The following is a 22,882-nucleotide window of genomic DNA, read 5'->3' as shown; positions in this document are numbered from 1 at the left end:
CGGGCCGGGGCGCCGGGATCGTCGGCGGGACGTGGCACGATCCGACCCCGCGCCGAACGGACGGAGACACGATGACCACGGCCACGAGGACGGACACGCCGTCAGCGACGCTGCCCGCAGCCGACAGCCACGACCTGATCCGCGTGCTGGGCGCGCGGGTGAACAACCTCAAGGACGTCAGCGTCGAGATCCCGAAGCGCCGGCTGACGGTGTTCACCGGCGTCTCCGGCTCCGGCAAGAGCTCGCTGGTGTTCGGCACGATCGCCGCGGAGTCGCAGCGGCTGATCAACGAGACCTACAGCGCCTTCGTGCAGGGCTTCATGCCGTCGCTGGCGCGCCCCGAGGTCGACCTGCTCGAGGGGCTGACGACGGCGATCATCGTCGACCAGGAGCGGATGGGCGCCAACCCGCGCTCCACCGTCGGCACCGCCACCGACGCCAACGCGATGCTCCGCATCCTGTTCAGCCGCCTCGGGCAGCCGCACATCGGTCCCCCCACGGCGTTCTCGTTCAACGTCCCGACGCGGAAGGCGAGCGGGGTGATGAGCACGGAGAAGGCCGGCGGCCGGGTCGAGAAGGCCGTGGTGCGGGACGTCGTCTACATGGGCGGCATGTGCCCGCGCTGCGAGGGCATGGGCTCGGTCTCCGACTTCGACCTCACGGCCCTCTACGACGAGTCGAGGTCGCTGAACGAGGGTGGCCTGATGGTCCCCGGCTACAGCATGGAGGGGTGGTACGGCCGCCTCTTCCAGGGCGTCGGCCTCGACCTCGACAAGCCGATCGGCAGGTACACCAAGAGGGAGATGAACGACCTCCTCTACAAGGAGCCGACCAAGATCAAGGTCGAGGGCGTCAACCTCACGTACGAGGGCGTCATCCCGAAGGTCCAGAAGTCGATCCTCTCCAAGGACGTCGACTCGCTCCAGCCGCACGTCCGGCGGTTCGTCGAGCGCGTGATCACGTTCCAGACCTGCCCCGAGTGCGACGGCACGCGGCTCACCCCGGAGGCCCGGTCGTCGACGATCGAGGGCAGGAACATCGCCGACCTCTCCGAGATGCAGATCAGCGACCTCGCCGACTGGGTCCGCGCGCTCGACGCGCCGTCCGTCGCCCCGCTCCTCGCCGGGCTGCGGCACCTCCTCGACTCGTTCACCGGGATCGGGTTGGGGTACCTCTCGCTCGGCCGGCCGGCGGGCACCCTGTCCGGGGGCGAGGCGCAGCGGACCAAGATGATCCGCCACCTCGGCTCGTCGCTCACCGACGTCACCTACGTCTTCGACGAGCCCACGATCGGCCTGCACCCCCACGACATCGAGCGGATGAACACGCTGCTGGTGCAGCTCCGCGACAAGGGCAACACGGTGCTGGTCGTCGAGCACAAGCCCGAGACCATCGCGATCGCCGACCACGTCGTCGACCTGGGCCCCGGCGCGGGCACCGCGGGCGGCACGGTCTGCTTCGAGGGCACCGTCGAGGGGCTGCGGGCCAGCGACACCATCACCGGACGACACCTCGACGACCGGGCGAGACTCAAGGACTCGGTGCGTGCGCCGTCCGGCGCCCTGGAGGTCCGTGGCGCGTCGACGCACAACCTCAGGGACGTCGACGTCGACATCCCGCTCGGCGTGCTCTGCGTGCTCACGGGCGTCGCCGGCTCCGGCAAGAGCTCGCTGGTCAACGGCTCGGTGGCCGGCCGCGACGGCGTGGTGGTGATCGACCAGGGCGCCATCCGCGGTTCACGGCGGAGCAACCCGGCGACCTACACCGGACTGCTGGAGCCGATCCGCAAGGCGTTCGCGAAGGCCAACGGCGTGAAGCCGGCGTTGTTCAGCTCCAACTCGGAGGGCGCCTGCCCCGCGTGCAACGGCGCCGGCGTCATCTTCACCGAGCTGGGCGTCATGGCCACCGTCGAGTCCGTCTGCGAGGTGTGCGAGGGCAGGCGGTTCCAGGCGTCGGTGCTGGAGTACACGCTGGGCGGTCGCACCATCGCCGAGGTGCTCGCGATGTCGGTGGCCGAGGCCGAGGGGTTCTTCGGCGACGGCGCGGCACGCACGCCGGCTGCGCACACGATCCTGGACCGGCTCGCCGACGTCGGCCTCGGCTACCTCACCCTCGGCCAGCCGCTCACCACGCTCTCCGGCGGCGAGCGGCAGCGGGTCAAGCTGGCGTCCCAGATGGCCGAGAAGGGTGACGTCTACGTCCTCGACGAGCCGACCACCGGCCTGCACCTCGCCGACGTCGAGAACCTGCTCGGCCTGCTCGACCGGCTGGTCGACAGCGGCAGGTCGGTCGTCGTCATCGAGCACCACCAGGCGGTGATGGCGCACGCCGACTGGATCGTCGACCTGGGCCCCGGCGCCGGTCACGACGGTGGCCGGGTCGTCTTCGAGGGCACCCCGGCCGACCTCGTCGCCGCCCGCTCCACCCTCACCGGCGAGCACCTCGCGGCCTACGTCGGCGGCTGACCGCGGCCCGCCCGGACGGCCCGCCGGGTTCACCCGGCGGGCTACCGGCGGGCCACCCGCGCCAGCTGGCGGGCCTGGGCGACCAGCCGGCCGGTGGCGTCCCAGATGCGGCACTCCTCGTCCGACCAGCCGCCGGTCACCTCGGTGGAGCGCGACTCGACCAGGCACCAGCCCGGTGCCGGCAGCGCGCGGACGAGCACCTGCAGCTGCACCGTGGGCGCCCAGCCCGGCTGGCCGACGGCGAAGGCGGTCGGCGGCAGCGCGTCGGCGAACAGCAGCAGCGCCAGCGGGTCGGGGGCGCGGCCGTCGGCCAGCCGGATCCAGGCCCGCAGCACCCGCCGGTCCGAGGGGCGGCCGACCGTCCAGCCCGCCGTCGCGGGGTCCAGCCGGGTGTCGATCTGCCGGGTCAGCCCCACCGCCGGCCCGCCCTCGCTGCTCCGGGTCGCCACGCAGTCGTCGGGCCCGGGCAGCTGCGGCGCGGGGTTGACCGTGTAGTCGGCCGGGTCGGTGCCCAGGGTCGCCGTCGTCACGTGGACGGCGAGCGAGGGGCCGGCCGCGCCGGACAGCAGGACCGAGGAGTGCGCCAGCGTGCGCCCGGCCGGCCCCGGCGTGACGGTGAGGTCGGCCGGGCCGCCGGGGGTGGCGCGCAGGTAGCTGGCCGACAGCGCGACCGGGTGCGGGTGGGGGCTGTCGAGCAGCGCCGCGCGGGCGACGACGCCGAGCAGGTAGCCGCCGTTGAGGACCCCGCCGCCGACGTCCCAGTCCGGGTCGAGCTCGGCGCGGTACCCGCCGCCCTCGGTGCGGGAGACGGCGGTGGCCCGGTCGAAGGCGTTGCCGGGGGCGGCGTCGGTCTGCGGCACGGCCGACAGGGTGCCAGGGTGCCTGGACATGGAGTACACGCACCTGGGCCGCAGCGGCCTGTCGGTCTCACGGTTGTGCCTGGGCACCATGAACTTCGGCTGGAAGACCGAGGAGGCCGACGCGCACGCGGTCATGGACCGCGCGCACGCCGAGGGCGTCAACTTCTTCGACACCGCCAACGTCTACGGCTTCGAGGCCGGCAGGGGCCGCACCGAGGAGGTGCTCGGCACCTGGTTCGCGCAGGGCGACGGGCGCCGCGAGCGCACCGTGCTCGCCACCAAGGTCTACGGCGGCATGTCCGACTGGCCCAACGACACGTTCCTGTCCGCGCGGAACATCGTGCGCGCGTGCGAGGCCTCGCTGGGCCGCGTGCAGACCGACTGGATCGACCTCTACCAGTTCCACCACGTCGACCTGGCCACGCCGTGGGACGAGATCTGGCAGGCCTGCGAGACGCTCGTCGCCCAGGGCAAGGTCCTCTACGTCGGGTCGTCGAACCACGCGGCCTGGCAGCTCGCCGCGGCCAACGAGGCGGCCGCGCGCCGGCACTTCCTCGGACTGGTCAGCGAGCAGTCGCACTACAACCTGCTCACCCGGCACGTGGAGCTCGAGGTGCTGCCGGCCGCACGGCACTACGGCATCGGGGTCGTCCCGTGGAGCCCCCTGGCCCAGGGCCTGCTGGCCGGCGTCCTGGGCGACGAGGAGGGCGACCGGCGGCACCTGGAACGCAACCGGGAGCGCATCGAGCGGCACCGCCCGGCGCTGCAGGCCTACGAGGACGCCTGCCGCGAGTGGGGCCTGGCCCCGGCCGACGTCGGGCTGGCCTGGCTGCTGCACCAGGACGGCGTGACGGCGCCGATCGTCGGGCCGCGCACGATGGCGCAGTTCGAGGGCTCGCTCGCCGCGCTCGACGTCCGCCTCGAGCAGGCCCAGCTCGACCGGCTCGACGAGGTCTTCCCCGGCTACCGCACCGCGCCGGAGGAGTACGCCTGGTGAGGCAGGGTCAGGGGACGGGCCAGGCGGCCAGCGGCTCGTGCCGGCCGGCGGTGCTGCGCACCAGCGCGACCTCTCGCAGCGGCCACTCCGGCCCGCGGTAGCCGGCCAGCCGGTCGGGCAGGTCGCCGTCGGCCGGCCGACGCGGGAGCCAGCGGCCCAGCGTCAGGTGCGGGCGGAACGGCCGGTCCTCGACCGGCAGGCCGAGCGCGCGGGCGGCGGCGGCCAGTCGGCCGGCCAGTGCGGTGAGGACGCCGACGTCACCGTCGAGCCCGGCCCAGCACACCGCGGGCCGGCGCCGGGACCCGAACCGGCCGGCCCCGGCCAGCCGCAGCGTCGCCGCCGGCGTGCCGGCCACCGCGGTCCCGACGGCGGCGCTGAGGTCGGGCAGCAGCGCGGGTGGGACGGCGCCCAGGAACAGCAGGGTGAGGTGCCAGCGGGCCGGGTCGCCCCAGCGCGGCTCCCCCGGGCTCCCGCGCAGCGGTGCCAGCGCCCGGGCGAGGTGGTCGCGGGCCGGCGCCGGCGGGGCCACTGAGACGAACAGCCGCAGCGCCGCCGGCTCGCTCAGCGGACCGACAGGCCGGCCTCGGCCAGCGCGGTCTCCACCCGCAGCCGCTCGACCTCGCGCGGGAAACCGGGCGGCAGCGTGGCCAGCGTGTTCGGGACGGCGAACTGCGCGGCCGCCTCGACGAGGACGTCGTCGTAGGCGGCCTGGAAACCGCGCCGGCGCACCTGCGGCGAGCCGGCCGGCACCCGGTCGAGCTGACGGGCCAGCCGGCGCAGGTCGGCGGCCACCTGCTCGACGGGGCGGTGCACCGGCTCGGGCGGCGGCTCGAGGCCGCGCGCCCGCCGGTGCGCGGTCCGGCGGGCCCGCAGGTCGAGCCGGAGCTGGCCGGAGAAGAGGCGGAAGGCCAGGCCCATCGCGGCGAAGCTGCCCACGAGCAGGCCGGTGATCGCGAGGAGGTGCAGCAGGGCCTCGGTCATCGCGCTCCGACCTGAGAGGACGGTGGACGCGACGGTACGACGGCGCGCCGCCGCCCGCCAGGGGAGCAGCTCAGCCGGCCGGCGCCGGACGGCGGCGGGCCAGGACCAGCCCGGCGCCGAGGCCGGCGACCACCACGACGCCCCCGCCGAGGATGAACCCCCACGGGGCACCGAGGTGCTCGGACACCCAGCCGATCAGCGGCGCCCCGAGCGGCGTGCCGCCCATGAAGCACGTGAAGTACAGCGCCATGACCCGCCCGCGCACCTGCGGGTCGGCGCCGAGCTGCACGAAGCTGTTGTTGGCCACGCTGAACACCAGTGCGGCCGCGCCGGCGGGCACCAGCAGGACGGCGAACGAGGCGTAGCCGGGCGCCAGCCCGCAGGCGATCGTCAGCAGCCCGAAGACCACCGCGGACCCGACGAGGAAGCGCTGCCGCGGCCGGGAACTGCGCCGGGTGGACAGGAACGCGCCGGTGAGCGAGCCGACGGCGAACGTCGTCGACAGCAGGCCGAAGGCCTCCGCCCCCAGGTCGAAGACCTCGCGGGCCATGAGCGCGATGGTCACCTGGTAGTTGAACCCGAAGGTCCCGATGACGAAGGCCAGCACCATCGCCAGCACCAGGTCGGGGTGCGACCAGGTGTAGGCCAGGCCCGCCCGCAGCTGGCCGCGGCCGCGCGCCACCGGGGTGCTGCGGCGCAGCTCCTCCGGCCGCATGAGCGACAGCGCCCCGATGGTGAACACGAAGCTGGCCGCGTTGACGAAGAACGCCGGCGCGGTGTCGCCGCCGGAGGCGCCGATGAGCAGCCCGGCCAGCGACGGGCCGACCAGCCGGGCGCCGTTGAAGATCGTCGAGTTCAGACCGACGGCGTTGGCCAGCAGGTCGCCGCCGACCATCTCCGAGACGAACGCCTGGCGCACCGGGGCGTCGATCGCCGTCACCGACCCGAGCGAGCCGGCCAGCAGGAACACGTGCCAGAGCGCGATGGCGCCGGTGACCACCAGGGTGCCGAGCACCAGGGCCAGCAGCCCCATGAGCACCTGCGTGACGACGAGGACCCGGCGCTTGTCGTAGCGGTCGGCGAGCACCCCGCCGTACATGCTCAGCAGCAGCGTCGGGCCGAACTGCAGCGCGGTGACCAGGCCGATGGCCACCCCGCTGTCGCCGGAGAGCTGCAGCACCAGCCAGTCCTGGCCGATGCGCTGCATCCACGTGCCGGTCAGGCTGACCAGGTTGGCCGAGGCGTAGAGCCGGAAGTTGTGCACCCGCAGCGACCGGAAGGACCCCCGGCCGGGCGCCGGCGAGGTCGTCGCGGGGGTCGTCTCAGCGGCCGTCGACGTCACCCACCGGCGAGGTCCTCCATGATCAGCGCGGCCTCGCGCAGGGTCGCGCGCTGCTCGGCGGTGAGCCGGTGCAGCTGCCCGGACAGCCACGCCTCGCGGGCCCGCGCCTCCTCGGTGAGCAGGTCGTCGGCGGCCGGCGTCAGGTCGATGACCACCTGGCGGCCGTCGGTGGGGTGCGGGCTGCGGGTGACCAGCCCCATCCCCTCGAGCGCGACGACGACGCGGGTCATCGACGGCGGCTGCACCCGCTCGTGGGTGGCCAGCTCCCCCGGGCTCATCGCGCCGTGCCGCTTGAGCGTCGACAGCGCCGCGAGGTGGGTCAGGGTGACCGTGGTGTCGACCCGCTGGTTGCGCAGCCGCCGGGAGAACCGCATGACGGCCAGTCGCAGGTCGTGGGCCAGCGCCGCGGTGTCCAGCGTCGACCGGGTCACGGCCAGAGCCTACCTGCGACCCTTAGCGGGGCTCAGAACAGCTGCTGCAGCGGCTCCAGGGCGAAGTACACGACGAAGGCGGCGGCGATGACCCACATCAGCGGGTGCACCTCCCGCCCCCGGCCGACCGCCGTCCGCAGCAGGACGTAGCTGACCACGCCGGCGCCGATGCCGTTGGTGATCGAGTAGGTGAACGGCATGAGCGCGATGGTCAGGAACGCCGGGATGACCAGGGACATGTCGTCCCACTCGAGGGTGCGGATCTGGCTGATCATCAGCGCGCCGACGACCACCAGCGCCGGGGCGGCCGCCTCCGAGGGGACCACCTGCACCAGCGGGGTGAAGAACATCGCCAGCAGGAACAGCACGCCGGTGACGACGCTGGCCAGCCCGGTCCGGGCGCCGTCGGCCACCCCGGAGGCGCTCTCGATGTAGGTGGTGTTCGACGAGACGCCGGCCGCGCCACCGGCGGCCGCGGCCACGGAGTCGACCAGCAGCACCGGCTGGGACCCCGGCAGGTTGCGGCGCTCGTCGAGCAGGTCGCCCTCGGCGCCGACGGCGGTGACCGTGCCGACCGTGTCGAAGAAGTCGGCGATCATGATCGAGAAGACGACGAGCAGCGCGGCGACGACGCCGATCCGCTCGAACCCGCCGAACAGCGAGAACTGCCCGACCAGCGAGAGGTCCGGGGCGCTGACGACCTCGCTGGGCAGGCTGGGCACCTGCAGCGCCCAGCCGCGCGGGTTGGCCTCGCTGCCGTCGGGACCGATCCGCGGCCCGATGGAGGCCACGGCCTCCACGACGATCGCCAGCACCGTCGAGGCGACGATGCCGACGAGCAGCGCGCCGCGCACCCGGCGGACGACGAGGACGGCGGTCAGCAGCAGCCCGACGACGAAGACCAGCAGCGGCCACCCGGCGAGCTGGCCGCCGACGCCGAAGCTGATCAGCGGCGTGCCCGGGCGGATCACCCCGGCGTCGGCCAGGCCGATGATCGTGAGGAAGAAGCCGATGCCGACCGCGATCGCCGTCTTCAGCTGCGGCGGGATGGCCTCGAACACCGCCTTCCGGAACCCGGTCAGCACCAGCACGGTGATCAGCAGGCCCTCGACCACGATCAGGCCCATGATCTCCGGCCAGGCCAGCTGGGTGGCGGCGAAGACGGCGACGATGGCGTTGATGCCCAGGCCCGCGGCCAGCGCGAAGGGGTACCGGCCGACGACGCCCATGAGGATCGTGAGCACACCGGCGACCAGCGCGGTGACCGCCGCGATCGCACCGAAGGGCAGCGTGGCGCCGGTGATGTCGGCGCCGGACAGGATGATCGGGTTGAGCACCACGATGTAGGCCATCGTGAAGAAGGTGGTCAGCCCGCCCCGGACCTCGCGGCCCACGGTGCTGCGTCGCGCGCCGATCGAGAAGTACCGGTCCAGGCCGTTGCGCGGCCGGATCCTCGGGCCCTCGCTGCGCCGGGGCCGGGACGCACCGGCGGCGACGTCGGCCGGCGTGTCACCGACGTGGCCGGCGGCACTCGCGCCGGCGGGGGGACGGGACTTCTCGGGCATGGGGGCTCCTGCGGACGCTGCTGCCGGGCGGTGAGCGGCGACAGCGTGCCACACCGCCCGTCCGCCTCCCCGCGGGTCCGGGCGCCGCGGGGCCTAGGGTCGCCGCGTGCCCCGCCCCGAGCCGAGCCCGCCCAAGCAGGCGCCTCCCCCGCTGCGCGTCGACACCACCCGCGTGGTGCTGACCGGGACGGCGCTGTGGGTCCTCGCCCTGGTCGTCGTGCTGCTGCTCGGCGACCGGCTGGAGCCGGTGTGGACGTGGACCTGCGTGGCCGGCATCGTGCTGCCGTTCCTGGGGCTGGCCATCATGCGCTGGCAGCGGCAGAAGGACCCCTCCGCCTCCCACCGCTCGCACGCTCGCGGCGGGACCCCGCGGAGGGGCCGTTCCGGGCCGGTCACCTAGAGGACGTCGAAGTCCGCGGTGTCGTAGCGGGCCGACGTCACCACCTCGGCGGGCTCGCCGGCGGCGAGGGTCGCCTGGCTGTGCGCGCCGCAGCCGTAGTCGACGGCGACGACGCGGCCGTCGGCGGGCGCGTACTCGTTGCCGCAGGCGCCCAGCAGCCCGCGCAGGGAGCCGGCCAGCGGCAGGAAGAACCCGCAGGTGCCGCAGGGGCCCGGGGCCTGGCGGGCCATGGCGGCGCGCGGGCCGAACTCGCCGGCCAGCCAGCGGGCGGCCGCGGTGCTGCGCCCCTCGCGGGACATCACCCGCTCGCGACCCAGGCCGAGCTCGGTGGCCAGCGCCTGCGCCTCCGGGTCGGCCGCGGCGTCGTCCTCGGTGGTGTAGGAGGGCACCAGGCGCGGGTCGTCCTCGGTGGCGGGCAGCACGTCGCCCACGGAGAGGTCGCCGGGGCGCAGCCGCTCGTGCCAGGGCACCCAGGCCGGCGCCAGCAGCGCGGCGTCACCGGGCAGCAGCACGACCTCGTCGACGGTGACCTCGTCGCCGTCCGGGACGCGGGCGAGGGTGACCGCCCAGTGCCAGCCGACGTAGCCGGGCTGGCGGCTGGCGAAGGAGTGGGTGAGCACCTGGCCGAGCGCGCCGGGCGGCACCCCCCCGGCCGGGTCGCCGAGCGGCTCGGGTGTGGCGCCGAGGTGCCCACCGACCAGCGTGGGGTCACCGGCGGTCTCCTCGGCCGCGGCGCGGGCCAGGTCGACCGCCGCGGTCAGCGGGTCGCCGTCGGCGGAGTCGGGGTGCACGCCGCCATTGTCGCCGATGCCCCTCCCGGGGAGGAGGTCGCGGGGGGCGCGGCGGTCACGCGCTCGTCCCGGTGACGCCGGTCGCGGTCCCAGCTCCTGCTCAGGGAGGTACGGCACCATGGACACGTGCCGTCCTCGCGTCCGCCCGGGTCCTCCCGGGGTCTGCTGCGCCGCCGCCCGGTGCCGCCGCAGCCGGACCCCGGCTCGCCCGACCGCGTGGACACCACCCCGCTCGGCCTGCCTGCGGCGGAGCCGCGGCCGGGCACCCGACCGATGGCCACCGCTCCCCCGGGCCGGCCGCCGTACCAGGGCCCCCCTACGGCCCCCGCACCACCGGCGTACCAGGTCCCGCCCCCCGCGCTCCCGCCGGCAGCACCGCCGCCGGCAGCCCCCCGGCCTGCGCCCAAGGCGACCGTCACCCGGGTCGCCGTCGCGCGCACCCGGGAGCTGACCGGTGCCGCCGTCGCCCGCGTGCGGGCGGCCAGCCGGGCCGACGGCGCGGGGGAGAGCGGACTGACCCACCTGCTGTGGGTCAACGCCCTGCACATGGCCGGCGACGCGATGGTCGCCGTCTCGCTGGCCGGCACCCTGTTCTTCGCCGCCACCACCGACGCCCAGCGCGGCAACGTGGCGCTGTACCTGCTGGTCACCATGGCGCCGTTCGCGGTGGTGGCGCCGGTCATCGGCCCGCTGCTCGACCGGCCGCAGCGCGGGCGGCGGTGGGCCCTGGGCGCGGCGTCGTTCGGCCGGGTGGCCCTGGCGCTGACGATGGCCGCCCACTTCGACGACTGGTGGCTCTACCCGGCGGCGCTCGGGGTGCTGGTGCTGTCCAAGGGGCACAACGTGCTGCGCGCCGCGGTGGTCCCGAGGGTGCTGCCCCGCGCGATGTCGCTGACCTCGGCCAACGCCCGCCTGTCGGTGTTCGGCCTGGTCACCGCGGGGGTCTTCGGCGGCGTCGGCGCCGGGCTGGCCGCGCTGGCCGGCTTCGCGCCCCTGCTGTGGGCCACGGCCGCCGTCTTCGCCGTCACCGGGGTCATGGCGGTCCGGCTGCCCCGCCACGTCGACGTCCCCACCGGCGAGCAGCCGGCCGACGTGCTGAGCACCGGCCCGGACCCGCGGTCCGGTCGCCGGCGCCGCACGGTCAACCCGCACGTCGTCCTGGCGCTGCGGGCCACCGCGGCGCTGCGCGGGCTGGGCGGGTTCCTCACCATCTTCTGCGCGTTCCTCGTGCAGGCCACCGTCGCCGACGCGTGGGATGCCACCCTCGCCCTCGGCGCGATCGCCGGGGCGGCCGGCGCCGGCAGCGTGCTGGGCACCGGCATCGGCTCGCGGCTGCACGCCGCCGACCCCGACCGGGTGGTCGTCTGGTCGGCCGGGGCCGCCGCGGTGGTCACCGTGCTGGCGGCGGTGTTCTCCGGCCTGGCGACGGCGGCCGCGGTCGCCGGTGTCGCGGCGGTCGCCAACGCGCTGGGCAAGGTGTCCCTCGACGCGATCGTCCAGCGCGAGGTGCCCGAGAGCCTGCGCGCCTCGGCGTTCGCGCGGTCGGAGACGGTGCTGCAGCTGGCCTGGGTGGTCGGCGGCGCCCTCGGCATCGCGCTGCCGCCGATCGGCTGGCTGGGTTTCACCGTCGCCGCCGCGCTGCTCGTGCTCGCCGTCGGCCTGGTGCTCTGGACCCCGCGCCGGCGGCGGTGGGCACCCGTCGACCCGGCGGCCCCGACCGTGCCGGACGCGCCCCGGGTGACCGACCCGCCCACCGTCCCGGAGGGCCGGGCGTGAGCAGCAGGGGCACCGGGGTCCTGCTCGCCGGCGTGCTGACGGCTGCGCTGGCCGGCTGCACCTCCGGCGGGTCCTCGGCGCCGCCGGACGTGACGGTGACGGCCGGGCCGCAGGAGGTCAGCGCCCGGCCGACCCAGTACTGCGGCGACGGCGAGGGACAGCGCTACGAGACCGAGCCGCCGGTCGTCGAGGTCTCCCCCGACACCCCGATCGTGCTCACCGTGCCGCAGGAGGTCGCCGACAACGGCTGGGCCGTGCAGGTCTACGACGAGCGGCTGGAGCAGCGGCTCGGCGAGGTCGACGTCGAGGACGGACAGGCCCGGTTCGACGGCATCAACAGCTCCGACGTCGTCCCGCCGGCCTTCTACCTCGTGGTCGTCGAGGACGAGCACGGCGACTGCGTGCTCTCCGGTGCGTGGCCGATCGGCTTCCTGCGGGCCGGCGGCGACGTCGGGGTCGAGCCGACGCCGTCACCGGCCCCGGTCACCCCCGCCGGCTGACGGCTCAGGCCTCGAGGTCGCCGGCCACCGCGCGCAGCACCGCGGCCACCTTGCGCGACTCGGCGCGGTCGGGGTGCCGGCCGCGGCGCAGGGAGTTCGAGACGTCGTCGAGCAGCTTGATCAGGTCCTCGATGATCGGGACCAGCTCGTCGGGCTTCTTGCGGTGCTGCGCGGCGACCTTGGCCGCCACCGACGGCAGCGGGTCGAGGACGCGGACCTGCAGCGCCTGGTCGCCGCGCCGGCCGGCGACGATGCCGAACTCCACCCGCTGGCCCGGCTTGAGCTCGGTGGTGCCCGACGGCAGGGCGTCCTTGTGCACGAAGACGTCGGGACCGTCCTCGCGCGAGAGGAAGCCGAAGCCCTTCTCGGGGTTGAACCACTTGACCTTGCCGGTGGGCACGTTCGTTCCCTCGCTCGCGGGTGTCCCGGCCCCGGGGGCCGGCCGACGGCGGTGCCCCCGCACCGCTCCCGCCCAGGTTAGCCGCTGCGTCGACGGGTCTCTCAGCCCGCGCCGACCTCCGCCCCGACCACCCCGAGGCGGCCGAGCAGGTCGAGGAAGACGACGGCGAAGTCGTTGTCGGCGACCTCGCGCCGGACGGTGGCCCAGTCGACCTGCTCGCGCAGCGCCCGCGCCACCGGGAGCAGCCGGGAGAAGTCGCAGTAGTGCTCGTCGAGCGCCATGAGCTTGGTGACCAGGATGTCGGTGGCCGCGAGGACGGGCATGTGCACCGAGAGCACGGCCCTGTCCTCGGCGCGCTCGATGAGGTCGCTCTCCACCGGGTGGCCGCAGGTGCGCCACAGCACGTCGACGAACGAGTTGCCCTGGACGACCTTGGTCAGCCAGTCCTCGGCCGGGTCCTCGACCTGCAGGCCGGCGTCGTGGAGGACCTTGACCGCCCGTTCGGCCTCGGCGGAGGGGACGAGGAAGTCGGCGTCGTGGTCGGGCTCGGGGGCACCGCGGACCCAGGCGGCGTACCCACCGCACAGGGCGAAGGGGACACCGCCCTCCTTGAGGGCCACGGCGGTGCGCTTGAGGAGGTCGCGGATCTCGTCGCGGTCGGAGGGCTGCACGCCCGGCTGCTACCCGCGACCGGGCGTGCCACGCACGCGTGAGGACGGGGCGGCCGGGGCACGCAGGACGTCGTGCGCATCGCGACCTTCAACATCCTGCACGGGCGCTCGACGGTGGACGACCGGGTCGACGTCGACCGGCTGGCCGCCGGGGTGAAGACCCTGGACGCCGACGTCCTCGGTCTGCAGGAGGTCGACCGCGACCAGCCGCGCTCGATGAACGCCGACCTCACCGCGGTGGCCGCCGAGGCGATGGGCGCGGTCGACTCGCAGTTCGTCGCCGCGCTGGCGGGCACTCCCGGCGGCACGTGGATGGCCGCCACCGGTGACGAGCAACCCGGCTCGGCCAGCTACGGCATCGCCCTGCTGTCGCGCTTTCCGGTGGTGTCCTGGCGGGTGGTGCGGCTGCCGGCGCTGAACGGGCGGGTGCCGGTGTGGTTCCGGGGTGCCCGGGCGCCGAAGCTGGTCGGCGACGAGCCGCGGGTGGCCGTGGCCGCCGTGCTCGACGGCCCGCAGGGTCAGTTCACCGTGGCCGCCACCCACCTGTCGTTCATCCCGGGCTGGAACTCCTTCCAGCTGCGCCGGCTGGTGCGCTCGCTGGCCGGCACCCGCGAGCCACTGGTGCTGCTCGGCGACCTGAACATGGAGCCGCGGCAGGCCACCCGGGTCACTGGCCTGCGGTCACTGGCCGCGGGCGCGACCTTCCCGGCCCACGCCCCCACGCGGCAGCTCGACCACGTGCTGGCCCGCGGGCGGCTGGTGGCCACCGGGGCGGCGGAGGCGCCCCGGCTGCCGCTGTCGGACCACCGCGCGCTCGTCGTCCCCGTCCGGGTGACGTGAGCGGAGGAGGACCCCGCCGGCCCCCTGCAGGGTCCCGCCGCGAGCCTGCTGGTGGCGGGGGCAGAGGAAGGACCCCGTCCTCCCCACCCTTCGCGAGCTCAGGGCGGGACCCGGGACGGGGCCTCAGGCGTTGCGGACCGCGGCGGCCGACTGCAGGCCCAGCTCCTCGACGGAGGTCTCGCGCATCTCGACCTTGCGGACCTTGCCGGTGACCGTCATCGGGAACGCGTCGACGACCTTGACGTAGCGCGGGACCTTGTAGTGGGCCAGCTTGCCGGCGCAGAACTCGCGCAGCGCCTCGGCGGTCAGCGGCTCGGCGCCCTCGCGCAGCCGCACCCAGGCCATGAGCTCCTCGCCGTAGCGCTCGTCGGGGACGCCGATCACCTGCGCGTCGACGACGTCGGGGTGGGTGTAGAGGAACTCCTCCACCTCGCGCGGGTACACGTTCTCCCCGCCGCGGATGACCATGTCCTTGATCCGGCCGACGATGTTGAGGTAACCGGCCTCGTCCATGACGGCGAGGTCGCCGGTGTGCATCCAGCGAGCGGCGTCGATGACCTCGGCGGTCTTCTCCGGCTGCTGCCAGTAGCCGAGCATCACCGAGTAGCCGCGGGTGCAGAACTCCCCCGGCGTCCCGCGCGGCACGGTGATGCCGGTGGCGGGGTCGACCACCTTGACCTCCAGGTGCGGGTGCACCCGCCCGACGGTCGACGTCCGGCGGTCGAGGTCGTCGTCGGCGCCGGTCTGGGTGGAAACCGGGGAGGTCTCGGTCATGCCGTAGCAGATGGTCACCTCGGCCATGCCCATCTCGGCGACCACCCGCTTCATCACCTCCACCGGGCACGGCGAGCCGGCCATGATCCCGGTGCGCAGGCTGGAGAGGTCGTAGGTGCCGAAGTCGGGCAGCGCCAGCTCGGCGATGAACATCGTCGGGACGCCGTAGAGCGACGTGCACCGCTCGTCCTGCACGGCCCGCAGGGTGGCCGCCGGGTCGAAGGCCGGCGCCGGGACGACCATCGTCGCCCCGTGGCTGGTGGCGCCGAGGTTGCCCATCCCCATGCCGAAGCAGTGGTAGTAGGGCACCGGGATGCAGATCCGGTCGGCCTCGGTGTAGCCGCAGCCCTCGCCCACGAAGAAGCCGTTGTTGAGCAGGTTGTGGTGGCTGAGCGTGGCGCCCTTGGGGAAGCCGGTGGTCCCCGACGTGTACTGGATGTTGATCGGGTCGTCCGGCGAGAGCTCGGCGGCCCGCTCGGCCAGCAGCCCCCGGTCGGCGGCCCGGCCGGTGGCCATCAGCCGCTCCCACTCCGGGTCGCCGAGGAAGACGACCTGACGCAGGTCCGGGCACTCGCCGCGGACCTCGGCCACCATCGCCCGGTAGTCGCTGGTCTTGAACTCCGGCGCGGCCACGAGCACCGAGATCCCGGCCTGCTTCAGCACGTAGGCCAGCTCGTGCGTGCGGTAGGCGGGGTTGATGTTGACCAGGATCGCGCCGAGCTTCGCCGTCCCGTACTGGACGAAGACCCACTCGGCGCAGTTGGGCGCCCAGATGCCGACCCGGTCACCCTTCCGCGCGCCCAGGGCGTCGAGGCCGAGGGCGCAGGCGTCGACGTCGGCGACCAGCTGCGGATAGGTCCAGCGGCGGCCGGTGGCGCACTCGACCAGCGCCTCGTGGTCGCCCACCCGCGCCGCCGTCCGGTCCAGGTCCGCACCGATCGTGTCCCCGAGCAGGGGGACGGTCGAGGTGCCGCTCGCGTAGGACGGCAGCGCGGGCCCGCTCATCGCCGGCGGTTCTCCGGGAGCTGCACCCCGGCCCGGTTGGGCTTGTCGGTGGGGTGGGCGTAGCGGATCCGCTCCGGCGGCAGCGGGAAGCTGTGGTCCTCGCCGAACGGCGACAGCGGGCCGGCCATCTCGCCGAGGAACTCGGTCACCGGCGGCCCGGCGTCCTCCGACTGCCCCCAGGTGGGCTCGACCAGGTGAGCGTGCTTCTCCTTGCGCTTGGCCATGTCGCCTCCGTGCTCCGGGCGCACCCCCGAGGGTGCGCGTCGGGCTCATTCTCGCGTGCCCGGAGTACTACCCGCAGCAGCCGCACCCGCATCACCCCCGATCGCGGGGAGTGCGGCGGGACCGGCCGGCGGTGCGGGCGCCGTAGAGGGTGGGCAGGCCCTCGGCGGTGAGCACCCACTGGCCGCTGCCGACCGGCGCCGCGCGCACCTCGCCGCCGTCGAGGTCCTGGACCTGGCGGGTGCGCCACACCGAGGTGCTGACCAGGCGCAGCCGCACCGGCTCGTCGTCGGGGTCCCACTCGTCGTAGCCCTCGGGCTCGAAGGCGACGATCGCCGGGCCGGCGATGCGCAGCAGCCCGCGCTGCCACCCGACGGCCGACAGCCCCCGCCGCCAGCGCAGCGCCCGCAGCAGGCCGCCCAGCCCGGCCACCGCGGCGGCGAGGCCGCCGACGACCAGCACGACCACGACCATGCCGACGAGGGGCAGGGGGCGGCCGCGGTCCTCCGCGACGCTGATGGCCACCGCGCCGAGCAGCACGGCCAGGACGACGGCGATGACCCCGCCGGCCAGCCAGCGCAGCGCACCGGCCCGGTAGCCCTCCAGCGCGGCGCGGGTGTGCGGGTCGTCGGCGGCCGGGTGCACGGCCTCCATGCTGGCAGGACCGGGTGCGACGGCGGCAGGGCCGCCCGCGCCGACGTAGCGTTGACCGGATGCCTGCCGACCGTCCCGCCACGCTGGCCGCGTGGCTGCGCACCCGCAGCGACGCCCAGCTCGCGGCACTCCTCGCCGCGCGGCCCGACGTCGCCCGGCCCGCACCCTCGGACGTCGTCGCGCTGGCCAGCCGGCTGGCGGTCCCGGTCTCGGTGGACCGGGCGCTCGACGACCTCGACGCGGCCACCCTGCAGGTGCTCGACGTCGTCCTGCTGGCCCCGACCGGCGGCGTCGAGGCCGCGGACGTCGCCGCGGCGCTGCCCGGCCTGCCCGACGACGTCGTCGACGCCGCGGTCGACCGGCTGACCACCCGGGCGCTGCTGTGGGGCGACGACGTCCTGCACGCCCCGGACCAGGTGCGCCGCGCCGTCCGCCACCCCGCCGGGCTGGGCCGCCGTGCGGCCGAGCTGCGGGTGACCCTGCCGGCCGACCTGGCCGCCGCGGTCGGCGCGCTGGAGCCGGCCGAGCGCGAGGTGCTCGAGCGGCTGGCCGGCGACCGGCCGGTGGGCCACCTGCCCGAGACCGGCGCCGGCGCGGCCTCACCGGCGCGCCGGCTGCTGCAGGCCGGGCTGCTGGCGCGGATCGACGCGCTCAACGTCGAGCTGCCCCGCGAGATCGGCCTGCTGCTGCGGGGGGACCAGCCCTACGGGCCGCCGCGGTTGCGCCCCGAGCCGGCCGTCGTCGAGCGCGACCCGGCCGCCGTCGACCGGCAGGCCGCGGGGGCGGCGCTGGAGGCCGTCGGGCGGGTGGGCGAGCTCCTGGCGGTGCTCGAGGAGGAGCCGGCCGGGCTGCTGCGCAGCGGCGGGGTGGCCGTGCGCGACCGCAAGCGGCTGGCGAAGGCGCTGTCGGTGTCGGAGGCCGACGCCGGCTGGCTGCTCGAGCTCGCGTTCTGCGCCGGCCTGATCGACGTCGGCGGTCCGCACCGCGACGAGTGGCTGCCCACGCGGGGCTTCGACCTGTGGCGGGAGCAGCCGCTGCCCGACCGGTGGGCGACGCTGGCCGCCGGCTGGCTGGAGAGCACCCGGCTGCCCTCGCTGGTCGGGCAGCGCGACGTCGCGGGCAAGGCGGTCAACGCGCTCTCCCCCGACCTGGTGCGGCACACCGCCCCGGGCATCCGCCGCTCGGCGCTGGCCGCCCTCGCCGACTCCCCGCCGGGCCGGGGGCTGGCGCCCGACGACCTGGTGACGCTGCTGCGCTGGCGCACCCCGCGGCGGGCCGACCGGCTGGCGCCGGTGCCCGACGTGCTCGCCGAGGCCGGGCGGATCGGCGTCCTGGTGGGCGGGGTGCTGTCCCGCGGCGGCCGCGGCCTGCTGGCGCGGGGCGAGGAGGGCGCCGCCGACGGCATGGCGGGCCTGCTGCCCGAGCCGGTCGACCACGTGCTCGCCCAGCCCGACCTGACCCTCGTCGCGCCGGGGCCGCTGGTCGCCCGGCTCGCCGACACGCTCTCCGTGGTGGCCGACGTCGAGTCCTCGGGTGGCGCGACGGTGTTCCGGGTGTCGGAGGGCTCGATCCGGCGCGCGCTGGACGCCGGCTGGTCGGCCACCGACCTGCACGACCTGTTCACCCGCGCCTCGCGGACGCCGGTGCCGCAGGCGCTGGACTACCTGGTCGACGACGTCGCCCGCCAGCACGGCCGGCTGCGGGTGGGCGCGATCGAGTGCTACGTCCGCTCCGACGACCACGGGCTGCTGTCCCAGGTGCTCGGCGACCGGCGGACGGCGCCCGCGGAGCTGCGCCGGCTGGCCCCGGGCGTGCTGGTCAGCGGCCTGGGCGCCGACGAGGTGCTCACCGTGCTGCGGGCGGCCGGGTACGCACCGGCCGGGGAGTCGCCGGGCGGGGCGGTCCTCACCCGCCCGCCGGCCCGGCCCCGCGCGGCCGGCCGGCGTCCCGGCCCGCCGCCGTCACCGGCCGGGCGGCCGCTGACGCCGGCCGAGACCGACGCCACCGTCCGCGAGATCCGCGCCGGTGACGCCGCCCTGGCCGCCCGCCCGGCCGCCCCCGTGCGGCAGGTCCCGGGCGTGACCACCGCCGGGACGCTGGAGCTGCTCTCGCGGGCCATCCGCGACGGCGTGCCGGTGTGGCTGGGCTACGTCGACGCCCAGGGCAGCGGCAGCCAGCGCGTGGTGCAGCCGGTGTCACTGGGCGGTGGTTTCCTCCAGGGCTGGGACGAGCGCCGGCAGGAGAACCGCACCTTCGCGGTGCACCGGATCACCTCGGTGGCGCTCGCCGACGAGGAAGCACCGGCCGCCGGCAGCGGTTGACCTGACAGACCCCCGCCGAGGAGAGGCTCCCCATCACGTGAACGACGGACCGCTCATCGTCCAGTCGGACAAGACCCTGCTGCTCGAGGTCGACCACCCGCAGGCGCGCGAGTGCCGGGCGGCCATCGCGCCGTTCGCCGAGCTCGAGCGCTCGCCCGAGCACGTGCACACCTACCGGGTCACCCCGCTGGCGCTGTGGAACGCCCGCGCCGCGGGGCACGACGCCGAGCAGGTCGTCGACGCCCTGGTGCGCTACTCGCGCTACCCGGTGCCGCACGCGCTGCTGGTCGACGTCGCCGACACGATGGACCGCTTCGGCCGGCTGACGCTGGCCAACGACCCGGTGCACGGGCTGGTGCTCACCACCACCGACCGCGCGGTGCTCGAGGAGGTCGTCCGCTCCAAGCGGGTGGCCCCGATGCTCGGTGCCCGGATCGACGCCGACACCGTCGTCGTCCACCCCTCCGAGCGCGGCCGGCTCAAGCAGGCGCTGCTCAAGGTGGGCTGGCCGGCCGAGGACCTCGCCGGCTACGTCGACGGGCAGGCGCACCCGATCGAGCTGGACCAGGACGGCTGGCACCTGCGCGACTACCAGTCCGAGGCCGTCCAGGGCTTCTGGGCCGGCGGCTCGGGCGTCGTCGTCCTGCCGTGCGGCGCGGGCAAGACGCTGGTCGGGGCCGCGGCGATGGCCGAGGCCAAGGCGACCACGCTGATCCTGGTGACCAACACCGTCTCCGGGCGGCAGTGGAAGCGCGAGCTGATCGCGCGCACCTCCCTGACCGAGGAGGAGATCGGCGAGTACTCCGGCGAGCGCAAGGAGATCCGCCCGGTCACCATCGCGACCTACCAGGTGATCACCACCCGCCGCAAGGGCGAGTACCGGCACCTGGACCTGTTCGACGCGCAGGACTGGGGCCTGATCGTCTACGACGAGGTGCACCTGCTGCCCGCGCCGATCTTCCGGCTCACCGCCGACCTGCAGTCCCGCCGCCGGCTCGGGCTGACCGCCACCCTGGTGCGCGAGGACGGCCGGGAGGACGACGTCTTCTCGCTCATCGGGCCCAAGCGCTACGACGCCCCGTGGCGCGACATCGAGGCGCAGGGCTACATCGCGCCGGCCGAGTGCATCGAGGTGCGGGTCGCCCTGGACGACGAGGAGCGGATGACCTACGCGGTCGCCGAGCCCGAGGAGCGGTACCGGATCGCCGCGACGGCGATGTCGAAGCTGCCGGTGATCCGGCGGGTGCTCGACCGGCACCCCGGCGAGCAGAAGCTGGTCATCGGCGCCTACCTCGACCAGCTCGACGAGCTCGGCCGGGCGCTGGACGCACCGGTGATCCAGGGCTCGACGACGAACAGGGAGCGGGAGCGGCTGTTCCAGGCCTTCCGCACCGGCGAGGTCACGACCCTCGTCGTCTCCAAGGTCGCCAACTTCTCCATCGACCTGCCGGAGGCCGCGGTCGCCGTCCAGGTCTCGGGGACCTTCGGGTCGCGGCAGGAGGAGGCCCAGCGGCTCGGGCGGGTGCTGCGGCCCAAGGCCGACGGCCGGCAGGCGCACTTCTACACGGTGGTCAGCCGCGACACCCTCGACGCCGAGTACGCCGCCCACCGGCAGCGCTTCCTCGCCGAGCAGGGCTACGCGTACACGATCGTCGACGCCGCCGACCTGGCCGGCCCCGGCGAGGTCAACGGTCCCGACTGGGTGGACGAGCCCGCCGACTGAGGAAGGACCCCTCTGCCCCCCGTCAGTGGTGACCCCTCACCCCGCCGGTCGGCGGGGCCGCGACCGGCGGAGGACGACCGCGGCTCCCCCGGCGGCGGTGCCGGCGAGCGCCACCGCTGCTGCCAGGCGCAGCCAGAGCGGCCAGCGACCTCGGTCGACGGCGCCCGCCTCCCGCACCTCGAGGTCGGCGACGAGTCCGGCCGCCAGCTGGAAGCGGCCCACCCCGTAGCGCCCGTCGCTGGTGGGGACGGCGCTCAGCCGGCGCGCAGCCGAGCCGTCCAGCGGGACCTCGGTCACCCAGTGCCGGTCCGGGTCGTCCACGTCGCCGCCGACGCCGTCCGGCACGAGCACCGCCACCCGGTCGACCGCGGGCCAGCCGAGCACCCGGCCGGGGCCGGCGTCCCGGCGGTCGAGCGGCGCGGGCACCGGTCCGCCCGCCCCCGTGGCGTCGACGAAGGCGATGCCGTTCCCGGAGGCCCCGCCCGGCGCCCCGCAGCCGCTCGAGGAGTCACCCCCCACGCTGAGGCAGCCGGCCGTCGAGACCGCGAGGAGGCGACCGTCCGGTGACCAGGCGGCCGGCCCGTCGAGGTGGTGACCGGCCGGCAACCCGACGGTGCGGAGGACCGCACCGTCGAGGGACAGCACCTCCAGCGCGCCACCGGCGGCTGCGCTGTGCTGGACGGCGAGCTCCGAACCGTCGGGGGCGAAGGCCGCCGTCGTCACCCCGGAGGCACCGGGCAGGTCGGTGGCGCGCCCGGTCTCCAGATCGAGCAGCCCCACGGCCCCGGCGATGGGCGCGCCCCCGTGGGGGTTCGTGGGCGCGGGCGTGCTGAGGAACGCGAGGAGGCGACCGTCCGGGGACCAGGCCAGCGGGAGCACGCCGCGCCCGTCCGACGCCGGGAGGAGGTCCACGCTGCCGTCCGTCAGGTCGAGGACGGCGACGTCGGGCCGTGGGGTGTCGTGGTCCCCGACGGCGATCCGGGTGCCGTCCGGGGACAGCAGCATGGGTGCGGGGTCCCCCTGGGTCTCCCCGCCGGCGCGGTCCTCGGCGACGTCCACGCGGCGCACCACGTCGTCGTCGGCGCCGACGACGACCGCCTGGGGGAAGTCGAGGAACTCGACGCCGAACCCGTGCTGGAAGAGCGCCACCGCACGTCCTGGCGGGGACGACGACACCGGACCCGTCAGGTGCGAGTACTCGCCCACCCGGTCGGGCACGGTCGGCGCGCCGGCTCCCGGTCGGCCGGCCGCGCTGCCCGCGGGCACCAGCGCCACGGCCAGCGCCGGCAGGACGACTGCGCCGGTGATCGACGTCAGCAGCCACTTCCCCGTCGGCACGACGCGAGCATGGCACTGCCGCGCCCCCGGACAGGCCCGGCGCAGGCCCGGTGTGGCGCGCTCGGGCGTGCGGGAACGGGCCGACGGCGGCCGGCGAGCGTCCGTCCAGGTCAGTACGGCGGTGGTGTGGTGGCGGTGGTCAGCCCGGTGAGGGTGGTGAGGGTGAGGGTGCCGTCGGGGGCGAGGTGGTGGCGCCAGCCGGAGGCCTGGTGCTTGCCGCGGTGGTCGGTGGTGAAGTAGCCGACCGGGTTGCCCGCGGCGGTGGGTCCGGCCGGCCAGGGGGTGTGGTGGTCGAGGTGCCCGCCGCGGGGCACGGGGCGGCGGCAGCCGGGGAGGCAGCGGCGGTCGCGGGCGCGCACGTGCCGGTCCAGCGCGGCGCCGGGGGTGTAGCCGGCGGTGGCGGCGGGCGGGTGCAGGCCGGTGCCGTGGTCGGCGGCCCGGCGCAGGGCGGGCAGGTCGGTGAGGGCGAGCAGGGCGCCGGTGAGGGCGAGGCGGGGCCGGTCGGTGAGCCCGCCGCCGGCGGTGCGGGCCAGCAGCGCGGCGAGCGCCTGACGGTGCTGGTCGGTGGCGGCGGCCAGCGCGGTGAGGGTGTCGCCGGCGGTGCCGGCCCGGCCGCCGGGACCGGCCTGCCAGGTGGCCTCGTCGGTGGCCGCGGCGCGTTCGGCGGTGGCGACCAGCCGGTGGGCGCGCCCGATCGCGTGCTGGGCGGTGAGCAGTGCGGCGCCGGCGGCGTCGACGGCACGGTCGGCGCGCCCACCAGCCGTCACCGGGATCGGCCGCCTCGGGATCGGCCGCAACGGGATCGGCCGGCGGCGCGGAACTGGGT

22 protein-coding genes are annotated in these 22,882 nt (G+C 75.7%); 8 read left to right on the top strand and 14 right to left on the bottom strand.

The window, feature by feature from the left end; translation table 11 throughout:
• The first annotated feature begins 71 nt into the window (after positions 1-71).
• Positions 72-2,465: an ATP-binding cassette domain-containing protein gene (locus tag JOD57_RS15750; RefSeq protein ID WP_204692874.1), complete on the top strand. Its 2,394-nt coding sequence runs from the start codon at positions 72-74 to the stop codon at positions 2,463-2,465.
• 41 nt (positions 2,466-2,506) lie between these two features.
• Here JOD57_RS15750 and JOD57_RS15745 read toward each other — a convergent pair whose 3' ends face one another.
• Positions 2,507-3,325 (bottom strand): thioesterase family protein, encoded by an 819-nt coding sequence (locus tag JOD57_RS15745; protein ID WP_204692873.1) that lies wholly within the window; start codon positions 3,323-3,325, stop codon positions 2,507-2,509.
• A 28-nt stretch (positions 3,326-3,353) separates the two neighbouring features.
• On the opposite strand from JOD57_RS15745, the gene JOD57_RS15740 reads away from it, so the two are divergent.
• The gene (locus JOD57_RS15740) at positions 3,354-4,322 is read left to right on the top strand and encodes an aldo/keto reductase (protein WP_204692872.1); all 969 of its coding nucleotides are present in this window, start codon (positions 3,354-3,356) and stop codon (positions 4,320-4,322) included.
• Between the two features lie 7 nt (positions 4,323-4,329).
• Here JOD57_RS15740 and thpR read toward each other — a convergent pair whose 3' ends face one another.
• The 5 genes from thpR to JOD57_RS15715 all read right to left on the bottom strand — a co-directional run bounded on the left by thpR (position 4,330) and on the right by JOD57_RS15715 (position 8,641).
• Entirely contained in the window at positions 4,330-4,863 is a 534-nt protein-coding gene (gene thpR / locus JOD57_RS15735) for an RNA 2',3'-cyclic phosphodiesterase (protein WP_275582465.1), read from the bottom strand.
• Between the two features lie 20 nt (positions 4,864-4,883).
• Positions 4,884-5,303 carry a hypothetical protein gene (locus JOD57_RS15730; protein ID WP_204692871.1) on the bottom strand — a complete coding sequence of 140 codons (420 nt, stop codon included), beginning with the start codon at positions 5,301-5,303 and terminating at the stop codon, positions 4,884-4,886.
• Between the two features lie 70 nt (positions 5,304-5,373).
• Entirely contained in the window at positions 5,374-6,645 is a 1,272-nt protein-coding gene (locus JOD57_RS15725) for an MFS transporter (RefSeq protein WP_204692870.1), read from the bottom strand.
• Positions 6,642-7,076, bottom strand: coding sequence for a MarR family winged helix-turn-helix transcriptional regulator (locus JOD57_RS15720; protein WP_204692869.1), 435 nt, complete (start codon positions 7,074-7,076; stop codon positions 6,642-6,644). Before JOD57_RS15720 ends, JOD57_RS15725 begins: the two co-directional genes overlap by 4 nt.
• A gap of 32 nt (positions 7,077-7,108) precedes the next feature.
• Positions 7,109-8,641, bottom strand: coding sequence for an NCS2 family permease (locus JOD57_RS15715; RefSeq protein ID WP_204692868.1), 1,533 nt, complete (start codon positions 8,639-8,641; stop codon positions 7,109-7,111).
• 106 nt (positions 8,642-8,747) lie between these two features.
• On the opposite strand from JOD57_RS15715, the gene JOD57_RS15710 reads away from it, so the two are divergent.
• Entirely contained in the window at positions 8,748-9,041 is a 294-nt protein-coding gene (locus JOD57_RS15710; protein ID WP_204692867.1) for a DUF2530 domain-containing protein, read from the top strand.
• Here the strand turns inward: JOD57_RS15710 and JOD57_RS15705 are convergent.
• Complete coding sequence (locus JOD57_RS15705) at positions 9,038-9,832, bottom strand: DUF3027 domain-containing protein (protein ID WP_307824721.1); 795 nt, start codon at positions 9,830-9,832, stop codon at positions 9,038-9,040. The genes JOD57_RS15710 and JOD57_RS15705 overlap by 4 nt on opposite strands.
• Before the next feature lie 126 nt (positions 9,833-9,958).
• On the opposite strand from JOD57_RS15705, the gene JOD57_RS15700 reads away from it, so the two are divergent.
• Entirely contained in the window at positions 9,959-11,608 is a 1,650-nt protein-coding gene (locus JOD57_RS15700) for an MFS transporter (RefSeq protein ID WP_307824720.1), read from the top strand.
• Positions 11,605-12,108 (top strand): DUF2771 family protein, encoded by a 504-nt coding sequence (locus JOD57_RS15695; RefSeq protein ID WP_307824719.1) that lies wholly within the window; start codon positions 11,605-11,607, stop codon positions 12,106-12,108. The genes JOD57_RS15700 and JOD57_RS15695 overlap by 4 nt, the downstream gene beginning before the upstream one ends.
• Positions 12,109-12,112: 4 nt before the next feature.
• Here the strand turns inward: JOD57_RS15695 and JOD57_RS27435 are convergent, their stop codons facing one another.
• Positions 12,113-12,508: a cold-shock protein gene (locus JOD57_RS27435; RefSeq protein ID WP_204692866.1), complete on the bottom strand. Its 396-nt coding sequence runs from the start codon at positions 12,506-12,508 to the stop codon at positions 12,113-12,115.
• 101 nt (positions 12,509-12,609) lie between these two features.
• The gene (locus JOD57_RS15685) at positions 12,610-13,179 is read right to left on the bottom strand and encodes a nucleotidyltransferase family protein (RefSeq protein ID WP_204692865.1); all 570 of its coding nucleotides are present in this window, start codon (positions 13,177-13,179) and stop codon (positions 12,610-12,612) included.
• Between the two features lie 72 nt (positions 13,180-13,251).
• Between JOD57_RS15685 and JOD57_RS15680 the strand changes: the two genes are divergently transcribed.
• Positions 13,252-14,019 (top strand): endonuclease/exonuclease/phosphatase family protein, encoded by a 768-nt coding sequence (locus JOD57_RS15680; RefSeq protein WP_204692864.1) that lies wholly within the window; start codon positions 13,252-13,254, stop codon positions 14,017-14,019.
• A 123-nt stretch (positions 14,020-14,142) separates the two neighbouring features.
• On the opposite strand, the gene JOD57_RS15675 is transcribed toward JOD57_RS15680, so the two are convergent.
• The 3 genes from JOD57_RS15675 to JOD57_RS15665 all read right to left on the bottom strand — a co-directional run bounded on the left by JOD57_RS15675 (position 14,143) and on the right by JOD57_RS15665 (position 16,665).
• The gene (locus JOD57_RS15675; RefSeq protein WP_204692863.1) at positions 14,143-15,798 is read right to left on the bottom strand and encodes an AMP-binding protein; all 1,656 of its coding nucleotides are present in this window, start codon (positions 15,796-15,798) and stop codon (positions 14,143-14,145) included.
• On the bottom strand, positions 15,795-16,022 hold the full coding sequence (locus tag JOD57_RS15670) for a hypothetical protein (protein ID WP_204692862.1): 228 nt from the start codon (positions 16,020-16,022) through the stop codon (positions 15,795-15,797). The genes JOD57_RS15675 and JOD57_RS15670 overlap by 4 nt, the downstream gene beginning before the upstream one ends.
• A 91-nt stretch (positions 16,023-16,113) precedes the next feature.
• Complete coding sequence (locus tag JOD57_RS15665) at positions 16,114-16,665, bottom strand: hypothetical protein (RefSeq protein ID WP_204692861.1); 552 nt, start codon at positions 16,663-16,665, stop codon at positions 16,114-16,116.
• 68 nt (positions 16,666-16,733) lie between these two features.
• Between JOD57_RS15665 and JOD57_RS15660 the strand changes: the two genes are divergently transcribed.
• Both JOD57_RS15660 and JOD57_RS15655 read left to right on the top strand, forming a co-directional pair.
• A complete protein-coding gene (locus JOD57_RS15660) occupies positions 16,734-18,995 on the top strand; it encodes a helicase C-terminal domain-containing protein (RefSeq protein WP_204692860.1) in 2,262 nt (753 codons plus the stop codon).
• 37 nt (positions 18,996-19,032) lie between these two features.
• Entirely contained in the window at positions 19,033-20,718 is a 1,686-nt protein-coding gene (locus JOD57_RS15655; RefSeq protein WP_204692859.1) for a DNA repair helicase XPB, read from the top strand.
• Positions 20,719-20,754: 36 nt separating this feature from the next.
• Here JOD57_RS15655 and JOD57_RS15650 read toward each other — a convergent pair whose 3' ends face one another.
• Both JOD57_RS15650 and JOD57_RS15645 read right to left on the bottom strand, forming a co-directional pair.
• Complete coding sequence (locus JOD57_RS15650; protein WP_204692858.1) at positions 20,755-22,056, bottom strand: TolB family protein; 1,302 nt, start codon at positions 22,054-22,056, stop codon at positions 20,755-20,757.
• A 110-nt stretch (positions 22,057-22,166) separates the two neighbouring features.
• Entirely contained in the window at positions 22,167-22,823 is a 657-nt protein-coding gene (locus tag JOD57_RS15645) for a hypothetical protein (RefSeq protein WP_204692857.1), read from the bottom strand.
• Positions 22,824-22,882 lie beyond the last annotated feature (59 nt).

Origin of the sequence: Geodermatophilus bullaregiensis (assembly GCF_016907675.1) — a bacterium.
In the GTDB taxonomy this organism is placed as follows: domain Bacteria; phylum Actinomycetota; class Actinomycetes; order Mycobacteriales; family Geodermatophilaceae; genus Geodermatophilus; species Geodermatophilus bullaregiensis.
This window is presented reverse-complemented; position numbering and strand designations above follow the sequence as displayed.